We start from the raw sequence: 13,557 nt of genomic DNA on the forward strand, positions 1-13,557 counted from the left end.
AAAAAATCAAACGCCTTGGTTTTGCACCCATCACTTCCATGTATTTATACGGAGAATCAGACAATCCAATTTTGGGAAATATCCATCCAGAAGTACACGACTCCGATGGTTTACTGATTCAAAACAAATCAGGTGACTGGGAATGGAGACCTCTCATCAATCCAAAAAAAACTCAGCTAACAAGAATTCAACTAGACTCGCCGCAAGGTTATGGACTAATCCAAAGAGATCGTAAATTCAAAAGTTACCAAGACGAAAAACTCAAATATCACTTGAGACCCAGTGTATGGGTCGAACCAAAAGGTGACTGGGGGAAGGGAAATTTATACCTTTTAGAATTCACAACCAATTTAGATTCTGATGACAATGTCACTACGTTTTGGGAACCAGCCATCCCTCCCAATTTGAATGAAGGTTATGAGTTTTCATACACTCTCCATTATACAGAAAGATCACCCAAACACCACACTCTGGGAAAAGCATCCGCATTTTATAGGGGTATTGATCCAGTTTTTCCAAAGGAAAAAATGTTTACCATTTATTTCACTGGTGACTACTTAAAATCATTAGATAGAAAAACTGTTTTAAATGCAGTGATTCAAAATGATCAAATCTCCTCTGACGAAATCCGATATAAAATTGAAAAAATATCAGAACTCGACCAGTGGCGATTACAAATCTGGTATCCTAGTTCTGATGAAGAATCAAATTGGACTGTTTTCTTAGAAAATGAAAACCAACGAATAACTGAAACTTGGATTTATCGCGATGGACTATCCAAATAACATGGAATACCTTAAAGAGTTTAGCGAAAGACTTCGCTCCTACTTAATTCTAAGTGGGATTCATAATGAACTAATCATCGCAGAAGTATTAAATGATTTTTTTAAATCAACAGATCTTAGTTTTTCCTTTGAATCCGATTGGGAACTTTGGTTAAACAACATAGAAAACAAACAATTAATCAAAGTCCATTCCTTACTACTCCCCGATCGTTCTTGGCAGTTTGGATCAATGATCCCTCAATCTGCAGAGTGGAGAAGAGACACACAGCAAACAAAACAATCCATCGTTGGATCTTTAAAACCCTTATTCATCATCGCTTCTATCTTTCTCTGGAGTTTCCTCTATTACATTATTATATTTAGGTTGTTATGATCAAAATCCATCGTAGTCTATTTTTCCTTACATTCATCGCTCCTGTCATTTGGGGTTTTAGTTTATTCATTGATATCATCTCCTTTCGGGGAATCGAGATCACCGAATACTACCAATTCATAACTTTAATTTTTCTTTTGCCAATGTTGGCCTATGGAGCGACTACTTCTCTTTTCGGATTTTTACTAACACTCAAAAAAAACGGAGACCCACTCCTCAAAACAAAGCGAATTCCTATTGGAGAACTGGATTTACAATCTATCGCATCGATTCCAGTTGCTGTGGTAATGCCGGTTTACGAAGAAAATGAAATTTCCATATTCTCGCGAATCAAAGTTATCTCCGAATCAGCAGACCAAATCCACAAGTTACCCAAACTCGATTATTTTATCTTAAGTGATACAAGAACTCCGGAAAAATGGATCAAAGAAGAAGCCGCCTACACAGAATTATGCGGTTCAAAAAACAACTACCATAACTTCCACTACCGAAGGAGAAAAAGTAACCTCAACGGGAAAAGTGGGAACATTGCTGACTTCTGCAGAAGGTGGGGTAAAAAATACAAATATATGCTCATCCTGGATGCGGATAGTTTAGTTTCTGGAGAACTCATCCTCCAACTGATTGCCAACATGGAGAATCAACCCAAGGCAGGAATCATCCAATCCAGCACAAAGATCTTTAAATCCACTACCCTATTCCAAAAACTAACAGAATTTTCCTCCTATCTATTCAGCCCATTTTTTTTAAAAGGTGCGACCTTTTGGCAGATCAATTCATCCGGGTATTGGGGACACAATGCCATCCTCAGAGTGAAACCTTTTATGGAACATTGTGCCCTGCCCCACCTTCCGGAATACGGTGGCCTTGGTGGAAAAATTTTAAGTCACGATACGGTAGAAGCTGCTCTGATGCGAAAAGCTGGTTATGAAGTTTTATGTGCTTACGAGTTAGAAGGAAGTTATGAAGAGAATCCACCGAACATCATTGATGTTCTCAAACGAGACCAAAGATGGTGCCAAGGGAACCTCCAACATTTTTGGTTTTTATTTGGAAAAAAAATCCCTTTCATCAACCGAATTCATATCTTAAACGGAATTTTATCTTATCTCAATTCCCCCATTTGGATGTGTTATATACTTTTAAGTTTATGGAATTATTTAGAGGATAACAAATATCTCAACTACTCCATGTTACCCGAAGAATATGAATTCTTTAAATCACAAATTTATGATCCACTTTATATCAAATTACTCTATTTATCCTTAGTATTGTTATTTTTACCCAGGGTTCTTAGTTTTTTAAGCCTTCCCGTCATACAAATCTTAAAAAAATTTCCAGCTTTTCTTTTGGAAACCCTATTCTCAATCCTCATAGCTCCCATTTATATGATTTACCATAGTATTTTTGTCTTCTCTATTCTTTTCAACAAAAGGATCACCTGGGGTCCACAAAATAGAGATGCAGATTCAGGATATAGTCTCTCTTATATTTTTTCTTCCTTTTTCGGTGTGACCATTTTAGGTTTTGCCTCTGCTTATATTAGTTATGCACATTCCACAATGTTATTTGTTTTGACAATGCCCATTTGGATGGGATGGATTTTATCAATTCCACTGGTAGTGTTCACAGGTAAGGAACAAAAATGGTTAAACAAATTCCTAGATCCATCTTTTTGGAAACCAAATACAGCTCTAATCCATAAATTAGAAAAAGAACTCATTTCACATAAGAATAGTTATCTGGAAGGACGCGAATTGTTCTTTGCGCTAATCCATCCGATCTTTCGAAGCACACACAAACAACTCCAAGGGAATAAAAAATACCAATCCCAACTTCCAAAATCTACAGAAGAAAATTTAAAAATTTTATTAGAAGAAGGCCCCAAAGCCTTGGAAAAAAAATCGATTCTAAAGATTCTATCCAATCGGGAACTGCTAGATTCCTTCTATTGGAAATTCTGGACTTCTAGAAAAGAAAATTGGGCGAACGAATGGAAAACCATTTGGGAAGAAATCAACCCATCTTTTTTTCCATCAATCTCCAATAATAAGAAGAACGACTAAGATCCTCAATAAATCCGCAGTGCCCACCTCTAGACTCAATCACTACTTCTAAATAAGAAGAAGTGGGGATTTCTGCGAATTCTTTCCATGGAATTACAGGATCATCCATAGAAGTTAGGATGGTCGTTGGGATACGAATCGATTTAAAAAACAAATCATTCAAAGTATAAGAATCAAAATATTCATCCACAGAAGAAAAATGAGAAAACTCTCGCACCATTTTTTCTGTTAAGTGCATCACTGATTGGTAATTGTCCAAATCATGAAAGGAATAGAGATGAGGGAACAAATTTGCTTTTTTAACTAGAGAGGTTTTCCATGAATTCAAAAAATATTTCCTTAGAAAAGGATGTTCATCCATTTTGATGGTTGCCCTTTTCGGATCAAGTGCGGGACTAAAAGCAAAACAATGTTTTAAACCAGGAATTTGGTCTGCGGCTTTCACAAGAGAGTGCCTTCCTGCTATCCTGAGAACAAAATTCCCACCTAACGAAAACCCGGCTAAATACACTGGTAACTTAGAACCAGAAAGTTTCACAAGTTCTCTCACTGCTTCATAAGTTTCCAAAAGCAAACTACCGTTAAAGATTCCTTCATTTAGATGGTGAGTGTCCCCATGGTCTCGCAAATTTAACCGATAAACAGAATACCCTTTCTGCAAAAAATACCGCGAAGTCCTTACTATATAACTAGAATGAATACTTCCCTCCCACCCATGCACCAAAATTACAAGGCCTCTAGGATTTGGGATATCATGTAAACGTGCAAGTAATGTGGTTCCATCTTTGGCTTTGACCGATCTCCATTCCCCTGCGATGGAACGACCATAACGTTTATCTGATTTTGATTTAAAAGAAGCCATGAAGGATTGAACCATGGCACCAGATAGAATGGGGATTGGCTTAAAAAGACTCATAACAGTTCCTCCCAATTTCCATCCATTGGGAATAGTTTCAATAAATTATCAGAGAAACAGAAAAGGGATCAGGTTTCCGTTGACAAAGTTTTTGTTCCAGTCAAAATTCTTGTATGAAATATTTATATTTCCCGACACTCCTAACCCTCATCACCTGCCAAAGTTATATGCCTTGGAAATCAGAATGGAAAACAGTGAATGGAAACGAGGTATTTTATGCTGCCGTTTCTGCGAAAGCAAGCAACCAAGCCATAGAGTCAGGCAGTTTGGCCATGAGACGAACCACTTGTGTAAATGCCACAAACCTTCTCTCCACCTCTCCAAAACTAACCACAATTTTATTAGAACAAGAATCCATCCAACTCGATGAAGTGGAAATCAAAGATTTAGGAAGACTCATTGCTACTCATAAAATCAAACCCAAACAGGATTCTTGCCAATCGGAAGAGAGTGGCATGTTTTTCAGTAGTCCCGCTTGGGAAACCTGCCAATGCCTTTACGCCATCGAATACCCAGGCGGGAGAAAACAATTCCGCCAGGATATAACGCAGATTAAATGAAGAGCTAAACCCAATCCAACTGATCTCTCTTTGGACAAAATTCTCCACTCCTCCCTTAACCTGGGTTCGCCTTAAACCTCTCCCAATAAGAGAGTTGAGGCCCAGTTAAGGATTCAGGACCACAAAGCTCAGAAAGAAAAACCCTCGTAGACTTGGAGAAACGTTTTTCACCCCAAAGTAAAAATTCTTTCCAATCATCTCTTTCAATAGAAGAAGTTTTTTTATGTATACTAGGATGTATTTGGTATTTAGAAGAAGGCTCCTGATCCACCTCCAACCCAGACTTGGATCCAAACCCAAGAGAGACCTCCTTTTTGTTCCCCAAAAACAAACTTCGTTTTGGATCTCCATCCGACCCAGACTCTTCATTCAAATTTGGCACCAGAGGTTTTAAAAAACGTTTCCTTCCATCAAACCCGGTTTGTTTCAATAGACCCTTTTTCTTTAATTGAGATACAAGCCTAGAGATAGTATCTGGCTTCAAACGTAAGACCCGTCCAAAATATTCGTTCGAAGCAAAACATCCTCCCTTAGCATCCAAAGAAATAATCTCTGCATACAACCTTGTTTGGTTGGCACTGAGCCCCAAATCATCCATCCATTGGGCAACCCAAACGCCAGTTCTTTTTAGTTCTTTCATAAATCCCCTTGGCCCAACACAAACCTCCGGTTTCCAAGAAGTTCTTTCTTGGATTTGTAACAACAAGAAGAGAAACCTTCGGTGCCGTTACTATAAAATTTTGGAAGTTCTTCACGAACGTCCTTTGTTGGAATTCTTTTGAATTCCAGGTGATGTATATAAGCGGAATAAATTGTGGAAGACCGCTTTTGGGTATAGGAACACCTCCCCTACCCAAACTCTATAAACCCGAGATTCTATTTTTTGTCAAGCCCTAATGAGACATAATCCTAATCACAAAAAACCTGCGAAACAACCAAGCCTTTTGTGTGAGATAGGTTTCCCAACTAAAAAGTTTAAATTGTCTGATAGGGGAGTGGTCTGGGTTTAAATGAAGTGGAGGAAAGTCTCTCTGAACTGCTTCCACACAATCCAGAGAGTTTACATCACCCGGTTAAAGGGGTTACAAACAATCTACAACAATCCAGAAAATAGTACAAGAATTTTTTCTATTTTCATATAAATAAAAGCAAGGGGCGCATCGAATCCCTTCAAAATAAAAATCCTACGAAAAAACGACCAGGCTCTTCGCTGCAATCTTTCGTTATGACGAAAGGATTTCCGCTTCGATCCTTTGCGCTGGATTTTTCAACATAACCTAAAGACAAAAAACTCAAATCCGCCTCTAAGAAAAAGTACGCCAGCGTACTTTCAAAAAACATCTAAATTTTTGAATTTTTATTGCACCTACAAGAATCAGAAACAAACTTATTTTGCAATGAAGATCATTACTGTTGCCAATATCAAAGGCGGAACTTCCAAATCCACAACAGCCATCCATTTGGCTTTAGCTCTTTCCAAAAAAGGCTCTACTCTAGCCATAGACATGGATCCTCAAGCAGATCTTTCTGACTTTTTTTTCCCCGAAGAACCAGTAGAATTTTTTGATTCCGGCAACACCCTATCCGTATTAAACGCAGAAACAACTCTCGCCGAATCAGTAAAACCATCCAACAACATCGACGTACTACCATCCATCATCGAACTTTCCGACTTAAGTTACTTAGCATCCAAAGATTTTTCCATGATTCCTCGCCTAAAAAACATCTTACTCAAAGCTAAATACGATTACGTAATTATTGACACACCAGGTTCAGGTTCTTCAGAAAACATTGCGTCTTACCTACCTGCCTCAGTAATCCTTGTTCCTGTCACTCCATCAAAATGGGCAGTTCGAACAGTGGCCCAAGTTTTGAAAAAAGTCGAAGAAGCCGAAAGGTTTGATGAACAATCAAAGAAAAAATCCGTAATGATCCTCCCCTCTCAATGGGGAACTTCCCAAAAACAAATGGATCTTTTGGAAAAACTAAACACGATAAAATCTCTAAAAATTTTAGAACCAATCCCAAAAAACGAAAGTATTCGGGACCGTACAGAGACTGGCAAACCTCTACAAGAAGGAAGTGCTCCTTGGAAAGCTTTCGAAATCTTAGCGGAGAAATTAAAATAAGGTACGCCGGCGTACCTGAATACTTTATGAAAACAAAAACAAACTATAACCCAGCCGATATCCTCTCCAGAGCAAGCGCCCGAACCTCTTCTCTGAACCCATTCCTAAAAGAAGAGGCCACATCAAATCACAACGCAACAGAAATTCCCATAGACCAAGTCCTGACCGAAAACAACCCCAGAAAAACTTTCAACGAATCCACAATTAGAGAATTGGCAGAATCAATCTCCCAATACGGGCTTCTACAACCTATTGTTGTAAGAAAAAAATCGGGAAAGTATGAACTCATCAATGGGGAAAGAAGATTTCGTGCACACAAACTTCTCAAACGAAAAACAATTCTCGCCATTGTAAAAAATGTAGAACAAATCGACATTTCCAAACTACCCGAAATTAAATTAGTAGAAAATTTACAAAGAGAGGACCTCTCCGAATCGGATCTTGCATTGTCCTTACAAGAATTAAAAAATAGACACAAAGAAACAAACGAACAACTCGCGAAACGAATCAACAAATCTGCGCAGTGGGTAAAAACAAAGATCTCACATGCTGAAATTTTAAAAGAGTCCACTACAAATTTAAATACTGATAAAAACCACCCCATCTTTCAAATACCAACAAGTTTGTTTACGGAAATTGCCCCCTTAGATGTACAAAATAGAAAAAAAGCAATCGACTACCTCATCAAAGGACTCGAAAAAAAAGGAGACTTCCCTTCTCGAAACGATTTACGTGAATATGTTCGTCCCTTAAAACCAAACAAACCGAAACAAACAAAACCAAAACTAGGTAACTTAGAACTAAAGGATCTTAAAAACAAACTTCTAAAAATTAAGGAAAAAATTTCTTTTTTACAGAATGAAAAAGCCATTTTAGAGGAAACCATTCGTAAATATAAAAAATAATTCATCTATTGAGTTCAATATTCTTAGAACCAAAAACTTGGTCATTTTTCAGAGAAAGGTTAGAAAAAAACTTGTACTCTTTTCGAGGTAAAGGTAACCTGTTTCTAAATCCTTAACCGGGTTGAACAATAAAAGCCCTGGGAAGTGTGGTAGCGACCCGGGGCCATTTCCTCTAAAATCTCAATCCTAAAAACACAAACCCAATCCAGACTCTAATGAGACCTCCAGGGAATTATGTCTCATTTTTAGCTTGACGGAATTTTCCTTTTTGTACATATAGGGTACGTTCGGGTTACACAACCGGACACGGCTCTACCACATTGCCGTAATTGTTCAAACCGGAATTTATAAAAGTTCCGAAGGACGTTCATTAAGAACTTCCAAAATTTCTTTTCTCTGATTTGACCGAAGGTTTGTTTTTATAAAACAAAAAAAGAAGGTTATTCGGAGTAGGGAAGTTATGCACCAAAAGTGCATTGGCAAAAAACCACCAAACGCTCGTAGCCGGAGATGTGTTCGTTTGGCAGAAGGAACCTAAAATGAAAACAAATCGAACAGGAATTTGGATTCCCGTTTGGATTGAGAACCTGAACCTTTCTCATAGCCAAACCAAATTATATGCAGAAATTGTCTCCCTACACGACAAAGGCGGATGTTTTGCCTCGAATCGTTATTTCGCAGAAGTATTAGGGCTAAAAAATGATACAGTCTCAAGACTCATCGCCTCACTGAAAAAACTAGGCCTACTCGAACAAACTGGCTTCGATGGGAGAAGACGATTTTTAAAACCGATCTTTTTGAAGGCATCTGAAAAGAACGCATCTCCAAACACTGAATCCTTGGAAAAAAATCCAATGCAGAAATTGACTAAAAGGATGGAAATCACCCAAGTCTCCACTAGCAAAAAATCCAATGCAGGTTGGGATAAAAATGGAGCCTCCTTTAGTAGTACAATAGAGGTACAAAAAAGAGTACAAAAGAAAAGTTCGTGGGATGAATTTAAAAATTGGAGTGAAAAAACTTTATCTAAGTCCACATATTTTGAAATCGCTTGTTTACCTTCGCCGGAATCCTTACAAGGCAGTTTGATCTTGATTTGGAAACAATGGTTAGAAACAAAATCGCAACTTTCTCTAGGAAGAATTTCTGTTTCTTAATTAGTTAACCAAATTACAGTATGTTTTTTAGTTCTTAACTTTGTTTGATTAGGGTGGTTACGTTGAAAGTTTACAAACATATTAAAACAGGGAATTTTTATTTAAAACTGGATGAAGCCAAAAACTGTACCAATGCAAATGATGGCCAAAAAATGGTTTTTTACTGCGAATATGGGAAAGAAAATCCAATGAAGTTTGTGAGAGAAATCTCAGAATTTTTAGAGAAATTTGAGGAAGTGAAACTCTCTTAAATTGGATCGTTTTGATATTAAGGTTCAAGTTGCATAACGAAGCATCGTTTCTGCTAACTCAATTTGGCTTTGGTTCAATCGTTTGCCTTCGGAAAGTGGAAAATTGGTTTCTAAACTTAAATTACTAAATCCGTGTACGAGAGACCAAGACATGAGTGCAAAACTCCGGTGGTTTTCTTTTCTCTTTTTGGCTTTCAGGTAAAAACGACAACCATGTACGAGAACTGCATACGATCGCAATTTTGATTGTTTCAATTCTTTTGATTCTTTTTCTCGTTTTGTTTGGAACATCAGTTTATAATAATTTGGATTTTTAATCGCAAATTGGACATAAACTAATCCCAGTTTGACAAAATAACCATCTGGATCCTTGGTATTTTGTGGAACTTTTCTTTGTAAAGACCTAAGTCTATCAAACCCGATGGAAGCTAAAATTTCTAAAACCTCTTCTTTGTCCTGAAAATGTCTGTAAACTGCCGCATGGGAAACGCCAGAAAGAGTGGCAACCTCTCGTAAGGAAAAATCGGATGCACCTTTTTTCTGTAAAAGTTTGTGACAAGACCTAATGATTGAATTTTTTAAATCCCCGTGATGGTAAGAGGAGCGTTTCACAGTATAAATTTTTAAAATAAGTTACCATTGGCAACATTTTTATTGAAATAAAAACAAATAATGTTACTCTTGGTAACATATGGAGGTTGTTTTATGCAAACGCTCACAACCGAAGAAACTCAAAAAATCTTAGAAGAAATGACTGTAAATTTTAATCATGGCGGAAGAAAAATCACAGTTCCACCTCCCATCTTTGTAGCTATGAATGCGGAGATCATTTCCTACACAAAAGGGAAAAGTATTACTGTTTCATTTCCAGTTACGGAAGACCAAACAAATCCCATGGGAATGATGCAAGGTGGTGTGATTGCGGCAGCATTTGATAATGCTTTTGGGCCCTTAAGTTACCTTGTGGCAAAACGCCCAACAACGACAATCGATATGAATATCCAATACATTCGAGGAGTGGCAGTGGGGCAGAAGGTCATTGTGACTGCAACCGTGGAAGCAAAAGGATTTTCAACCATTCATATGGTAGGGGAGATGCGAACAGAAAAGGACAAACTATTGTCTACGGCGACAACGAATCTTTTGATTCTAAAAATTCCAAGTGGGGCAGGAGAATAAAGGGTTAGTTTTTGTAATCGTATCTTTCTAAAACCATTTCAATGATCGTCGGTGTACATGTCGTTGTATCATTGAAATGTTGGCTCATAATGACACCATGTAGAAATGTTTTAATAAGGATCATTTCCTTATCTGGTTCTTTAACTCCATAAGATCGGAATCTTTCTCGCATTGCCTCTTTGAAAGGGGCAAACCTTCTTTCCACGTTTTCTAACATCTTTTTCGAAAGAGAAACCGAACCCGGTTGGAAAAGGCAGACAGAAATCAAAACCATAGTTTTTCTTTCTTCTTTCGCAAATTGAATGGACCTGTTAAAAAATTCCCGGACATATTCTTTGGCAGAAAGGTTTGGTGGAATATTGTTATAAAACTTTTCTTGTTTGGCGAGGTGACTATCGATGATTTGTTCAAAAATTTGGTTTTTGCTTTTGAAATAATTATAAGCAAGGCCCTTGGAAATTTTGGCATGATTAGCAATCATTTCCATGGTGGTTTGAGAAAACCCATGTTTTGCGAACAAGGCGATTGCTGAGGATAGAATCCGTTCAATGGATTTTTCCCTTGCCTGTTGTTTTTTGTTCTCTGACTTTTGTGATGACTTTATGGGCACTGACCTTACCGTTCTGGTACTTTCGATTTTCGCAAACACTTTTTAGTCAAAAACCGAAGAGATAGGGGATTTGGAATTCACTTGGAAGCCTGGAGACTATCCAGTTTTTGGTCAGTATGAGCTCATTTGTATCAGTAACTGTACTAAAACCTGCCAATATCTATTTCAATGGAAACGTAACCAGTCGGACGATCCTCTTTGCAAACGGAGAGAAAAAAACCTTGGGAATTATGATGCCGGGTGAATATGAATTTGGAACCGACCAGAAAGAAATTATGGAAATCCAATCTGGCAAACTTTCCGTATTATTACCAGGATCCGAAACATGGCTTCAAATCGACGGTCAGTCTGAATTTGAAGTCCCTGCTGGATCCAAGTTCAAACTAAAAGTCCAAACAGTAACAGACTACTGTTGTTCTTACGTTTGATCTACGATTTCCGCAGATGCGGCATTAGTTTTTATTGAATTAATGCCGTTTTCGCAAGCTTGTTTAGAAGAATAACCTTCACTTGATGCAATGATTTCCCCATTTCCTGCTTTTAAGCGGAATCGGAATTCTCCTGATTTGTCTTTATAAATTTCAAATTTTGCTGACATAAATCTATCTCCTTGATTTGCCAAAACTATCAGCTCTTTAGGGATTTTGGCAATACGTTTTCTTTATAATTTCAATTTTGAATTTCGCGAACGCTTAGGTTCAGAACATTGGCATTAGACCCGTTACACGCCCATGATCCCACTCGGCAGAATTAAATTATTTCTTTTGATTTTTGTTTTTCTGTCTTGTGGAACTAAAATTCCAGAACGCCCACTCATCCAATACACCTTTGAATCCAAATCATTAGAGCAGGTCATGTCAGGATCCGCAGTTTGGTCAAAAGCGCATGAATTAAAATATAACTTTGGGTATTGGAAACCTTCTGTTTGGGTGAAATTTGATTTGATCAATCCTGATCCTGAAGTCCGTGATTGTATTCTTGAATTAGAAGCACCTTGGGTCGACAGTGTTTTGTTAGGTTGGGAAGAGGATGGAAAGTTAGTTCAAAAACAATTTGATGGTTTCCGTTCCTTTGAAAATAGAGAAATCCAACACAGAAATCCAGTTTATCGATTCACTTTGAAACCATTGGAAACCAAAACTATTTACGCAAGGATACAAAACTCAGGAATCTTAAGCGCTCCTTTTAGAGTTTGGAGGCTCAATTCATTTTTTGATCGAATGGAAAGAGATTACATTGCGAATGGTGCTTACTTTGGGATTATCTTTGCTTTGTTTTTATATAATCTTTTGATCTATGTGAGTGTTCGGGAAAGAGCCTATGTATATTATTGTTTGTATTTAGCTACCTTAGCGATTAATTATTCTCTCCTTGGCGGGTTTTTTAAGCAGATGATTTTTCCTGATTTAAATATGTCTGTTAAACCTTATCTTTACGTTTCCGTAAATGCTTCGTTAACGTTTGTCGGACTTTTTTCTCTGACTTTTTTAAATCTAAAAAATATAAATCCGTTTTTACATCGTTTGATTCTTTTGAGTGTGGCTGCTTTTGGAGCCATGGCTGTTTTTTCATTCATCATCCCTCATAATTGGATTGAAGTTTCTTTTATTTATACTTTTCCATATATTTTTCTATTACTTATGTCTGCCGGTGCTTATTCCTATATCAAAGGTGTTAAGTCTTCCTTGTTTTTTCTCTTTGCTTGGGTTACACTTTTTGTGGGTGTTATTTTTGATTCTTTAACAAAAGCATCTTTAATTCCTTCTACCACTTTCGGTCGTTACGGTGTTCAAATCGGAACCGCTTTGGAAGTAATTCTATTTTCTTTGGCCCTTGGTAGAAGGTTGCGTTTTTTACTAGAAGAAAATCTCCTTGCACAAGGCCAACTAACCACAATTAAGAAGGATTTGGAAACTGCGCGAAAAATCCAAATGAGGATTCTTCCTGACACAGTACCCAAAAATCAAAAATTGTCTATGGTCGTCTCTTACCAACCTCTGTACGATGTAGGGGGGGATTTTTATGATTATTTTGAGTTTTCTGAAGGGTTTGGTTTGGTCATTGCCGATGTGACAGGTCACGGTGTGAGTGCTGCTCTCGACTCATCCACAGTAAAGATTGCATTTCGAAATGCGAAAGAATTTAAAGAGTCCCCGAAAGATTTGATTGGTGCGATGAATCGTTTTCTCTGTACAAGTTTGAATGCTCGTTTTGTCAGTGCTGCGTATTTTTATATAGATTTTAAACGGATGAAGTTATGTTTTTCTTCGGCAGGAAATCCTCCGTTTATCCTGATTCGTAATAGAGAAATAGAATCATTTGAATGTCCAGGGCTTCTTTTGGGTGTTAGGCCTAATTTTTCTTATGAACAAAAAGAAGTTAGTTTGGAGAAAGGGGATAGGCTTCTTTTTTTTACTGATGGTTTATACGAAAATTTAAGACCAGAAGAAGAACCCGAAACCATTCTGTTTCCTGAGATCCAACCTTTGGTCGATTTGCGCCAAGAATTGTTTCATTTAAATTTAATGAACAAGTTGTCCGAAATGAGACAAAGTTCAAAAGATGACATCACCTTGGTGTCCATTGATTTAACAAAGAATTAGGAGTATGGCGCCCACTAGTTCTC

The 13,557-nt window shown here is 37.5% G+C and carries 16 protein-coding genes; 11 read left to right on the plus strand and 5 right to left on the minus strand.

Annotated features, from left to right (window positions below):
- From EHQ24_RS18865 to mdoH, 3 genes are all read left to right on the plus strand, one after another.
- Positions 1-785, plus strand: a 785-nt coding sequence (locus EHQ24_RS18865; protein WP_208725869.1) for a glucan biosynthesis protein, incomplete at its 5' end; no start/stop codon positions are given.
- Between the two features lies 1 nt (position 786).
- Positions 787-1,158, plus strand: coding sequence for a hypothetical protein (locus tag EHQ24_RS18870; RefSeq protein ID WP_244310509.1), 372 nt, complete (start codon positions 787-789; stop codon positions 1,156-1,158).
- Entirely contained in the window at positions 1,155-3,224 is a 2,070-nt protein-coding gene (mdoH, locus tag EHQ24_RS18875; RefSeq protein ID WP_135603146.1) for a glucans biosynthesis glucosyltransferase MdoH, read from the plus strand. The genes EHQ24_RS18870 and mdoH overlap by 4 nt, the downstream gene beginning before the upstream one ends.
- Here the strand turns inward: mdoH and EHQ24_RS18880 are convergent.
- Positions 3,175-4,140, minus strand: a complete 966-nt coding sequence (locus EHQ24_RS18880) for a YheT family hydrolase (RefSeq protein ID WP_135603147.1) — start codon at positions 4,138-4,140, stop codon at positions 3,175-3,177. The genes mdoH and EHQ24_RS18880 overlap by 50 nt on opposite strands.
- A 113-nt stretch (positions 4,141-4,253) precedes the next feature.
- Between EHQ24_RS18880 and EHQ24_RS18885 the strand changes: the two genes are divergently transcribed.
- Positions 4,254-4,700 carry a hypothetical protein gene (locus EHQ24_RS18885; RefSeq protein WP_135603148.1) on the plus strand — a complete coding sequence of 149 codons (447 nt, stop codon included), beginning with the start codon at positions 4,254-4,256 and terminating at the stop codon, positions 4,698-4,700.
- A 55-nt stretch (positions 4,701-4,755) separates the two neighbouring features.
- Here EHQ24_RS18885 and EHQ24_RS18890 read toward each other — a convergent pair whose 3' ends face one another.
- Positions 4,756-5,340 (minus strand): helix-turn-helix domain-containing protein, encoded by a 585-nt coding sequence (locus EHQ24_RS18890; protein WP_135603149.1) that lies wholly within the window; start codon positions 5,338-5,340, stop codon positions 4,756-4,758.
- 757 nt (positions 5,341-6,097) lie between these two features.
- On the opposite strand from EHQ24_RS18890, the gene EHQ24_RS18895 reads away from it, so the two are divergent.
- The 4 genes from EHQ24_RS18895 to EHQ24_RS18915 all read left to right on the plus strand — a co-directional run bounded on the left by EHQ24_RS18895 (position 6,098) and on the right by EHQ24_RS18915 (position 9,142).
- Positions 6,098-6,829: a ParA family protein gene (locus tag EHQ24_RS18895; RefSeq protein WP_135603150.1), complete on the plus strand. Its 732-nt coding sequence runs from the start codon at positions 6,098-6,100 to the stop codon at positions 6,827-6,829.
- A gap of 26 nt (positions 6,830-6,855) precedes the next feature.
- Positions 6,856-7,734 (plus strand): ParB/RepB/Spo0J family partition protein, encoded by an 879-nt coding sequence (locus tag EHQ24_RS18900; protein ID WP_135603151.1) that lies wholly within the window; start codon positions 6,856-6,858, stop codon positions 7,732-7,734.
- A 539-nt stretch (positions 7,735-8,273) separates the two neighbouring features.
- Complete coding sequence (locus tag EHQ24_RS18910) at positions 8,274-8,891, plus strand: helix-turn-helix domain-containing protein (RefSeq protein ID WP_135603152.1); 618 nt, start codon at positions 8,274-8,276, stop codon at positions 8,889-8,891.
- Positions 8,892-8,953: 62 nt separating this feature from the next.
- Positions 8,954-9,142, plus strand: a complete 189-nt coding sequence (locus EHQ24_RS18915) for a hypothetical protein (RefSeq protein ID WP_135603153.1) — start codon at positions 8,954-8,956, stop codon at positions 9,140-9,142.
- Positions 9,143-9,166: 24 nt separating this feature from the next.
- Here EHQ24_RS18915 and EHQ24_RS18920 read toward each other — a convergent pair whose 3' ends face one another.
- Positions 9,167-9,754 carry a TetR/AcrR family transcriptional regulator gene (locus EHQ24_RS18920; protein WP_135603154.1) on the minus strand — a complete coding sequence of 196 codons (588 nt, stop codon included), beginning with the start codon at positions 9,752-9,754 and terminating at the stop codon, positions 9,167-9,169.
- A 93-nt stretch (positions 9,755-9,847) separates the two neighbouring features.
- Here EHQ24_RS18920 and EHQ24_RS18925 point away from each other — a divergent pair, with 93 nt between their 5' ends.
- Positions 9,848-10,321, plus strand: coding sequence for a PaaI family thioesterase (locus tag EHQ24_RS18925; protein ID WP_135603155.1), 474 nt, complete (start codon positions 9,848-9,850; stop codon positions 10,319-10,321).
- Positions 10,322-10,325: 4 nt separating this feature from the next.
- Here EHQ24_RS18925 and EHQ24_RS18930 read toward each other — a convergent pair whose 3' ends face one another.
- Positions 10,326-10,931, minus strand: a complete 606-nt coding sequence (locus tag EHQ24_RS18930) for a TetR/AcrR family transcriptional regulator (RefSeq protein WP_135603156.1) — start codon at positions 10,929-10,931, stop codon at positions 10,326-10,328.
- Positions 10,932-11,047: 116 nt separating this feature from the next.
- On the opposite strand from EHQ24_RS18930, the gene ppnP reads away from it, so the two are divergent.
- The gene (ppnP, locus tag EHQ24_RS18935) at positions 11,048-11,359 is read left to right on the plus strand and encodes a pyrimidine/purine nucleoside phosphorylase (protein ID WP_135603157.1); all 312 of its coding nucleotides are present in this window, start codon (positions 11,048-11,050) and stop codon (positions 11,357-11,359) included.
- Here the strand turns inward: ppnP and EHQ24_RS18940 are convergent.
- Positions 11,350-11,529 (minus strand): YegP family protein, encoded by a 180-nt coding sequence (locus EHQ24_RS18940; protein ID WP_135603158.1) that lies wholly within the window; start codon positions 11,527-11,529, stop codon positions 11,350-11,352. The two genes, ppnP and EHQ24_RS18940, sit on opposite strands and share 10 nt — an antisense overlap.
- A gap of 133 nt (positions 11,530-11,662) precedes the next feature.
- Between EHQ24_RS18940 and EHQ24_RS18945 the strand changes: the two genes are divergently transcribed.
- Positions 11,663-13,534 carry a 7TM diverse intracellular signaling domain-containing protein gene (locus EHQ24_RS18945; protein ID WP_135603159.1) on the plus strand — a complete coding sequence of 624 codons (1,872 nt, stop codon included), beginning with the start codon at positions 11,663-11,665 and terminating at the stop codon, positions 13,532-13,534.
- The last annotated feature ends 23 nt before the right edge of the window (positions 13,535-13,557 follow it).

The sequence above is a fragment of the Leptospira noumeaensis genome (assembly GCF_004770765.1).
Taxonomy (GTDB): domain Bacteria; phylum Spirochaetota; class Leptospiria; order Leptospirales; family Leptospiraceae; genus Leptospira_A; species Leptospira_A noumeaensis.

Bases quoted from the DNA above. Each gene is read 5' to 3' on its own strand.
- EHQ24_RS18870 (WP_244310509.1), top strand. From the start codon at position 787: ATGGAATACCTTAAAGAGTTTAGCGAAAGACTTCGCTCCTACTTAATT.
- mdoH (WP_135603146.1), top strand. From the start codon at position 1,155: ATGATCAAAATCCATCGTAGTCTATTTTTCCTTACATTCATCGCTCCT.
- EHQ24_RS18880 (WP_135603147.1), bottom strand. From the start codon at position 4,140: ATGAGTCTTTTTAAGCCAATCCCCATTCTATCTGGTGCCATGGTTCAA.
- EHQ24_RS18885 (WP_135603148.1), top strand. From the start codon at position 4,254: ATGAAATATTTATATTTCCCGACACTCCTAACCCTCATCACCTGCCAA.
- EHQ24_RS18890 (WP_135603149.1), bottom strand. From the start codon at position 5,340: ATGAAAGAACTAAAAAGAACTGGCGTTTGGGTTGCCCAATGGATGGAT.
- EHQ24_RS18895 (WP_135603150.1), top strand. From the start codon at position 6,098: ATGAAGATCATTACTGTTGCCAATATCAAAGGCGGAACTTCCAAATCC.
- EHQ24_RS18900 (WP_135603151.1), top strand. From the start codon at position 6,856: ATGAAAACAAAAACAAACTATAACCCAGCCGATATCCTCTCCAGAGCA.
- EHQ24_RS18910 (WP_135603152.1), top strand. From the start codon at position 8,274: ATGAAAACAAATCGAACAGGAATTTGGATTCCCGTTTGGATTGAGAAC.
- EHQ24_RS18925 (WP_135603155.1), top strand. From the start codon at position 9,848: ATGCAAACGCTCACAACCGAAGAAACTCAAAAAATCTTAGAAGAAATG.
- ppnP (WP_135603157.1), top strand. From the start codon at position 11,048: ATGAGCTCATTTGTATCAGTAACTGTACTAAAACCTGCCAATATCTAT.
- EHQ24_RS18940 (WP_135603158.1), bottom strand. From the start codon at position 11,529: ATGTCAGCAAAATTTGAAATTTATAAAGACAAATCAGGAGAATTCCGA.
- EHQ24_RS18945 (WP_135603159.1), top strand. From the start codon at position 11,663: ATGATCCCACTCGGCAGAATTAAATTATTTCTTTTGATTTTTGTTTTT.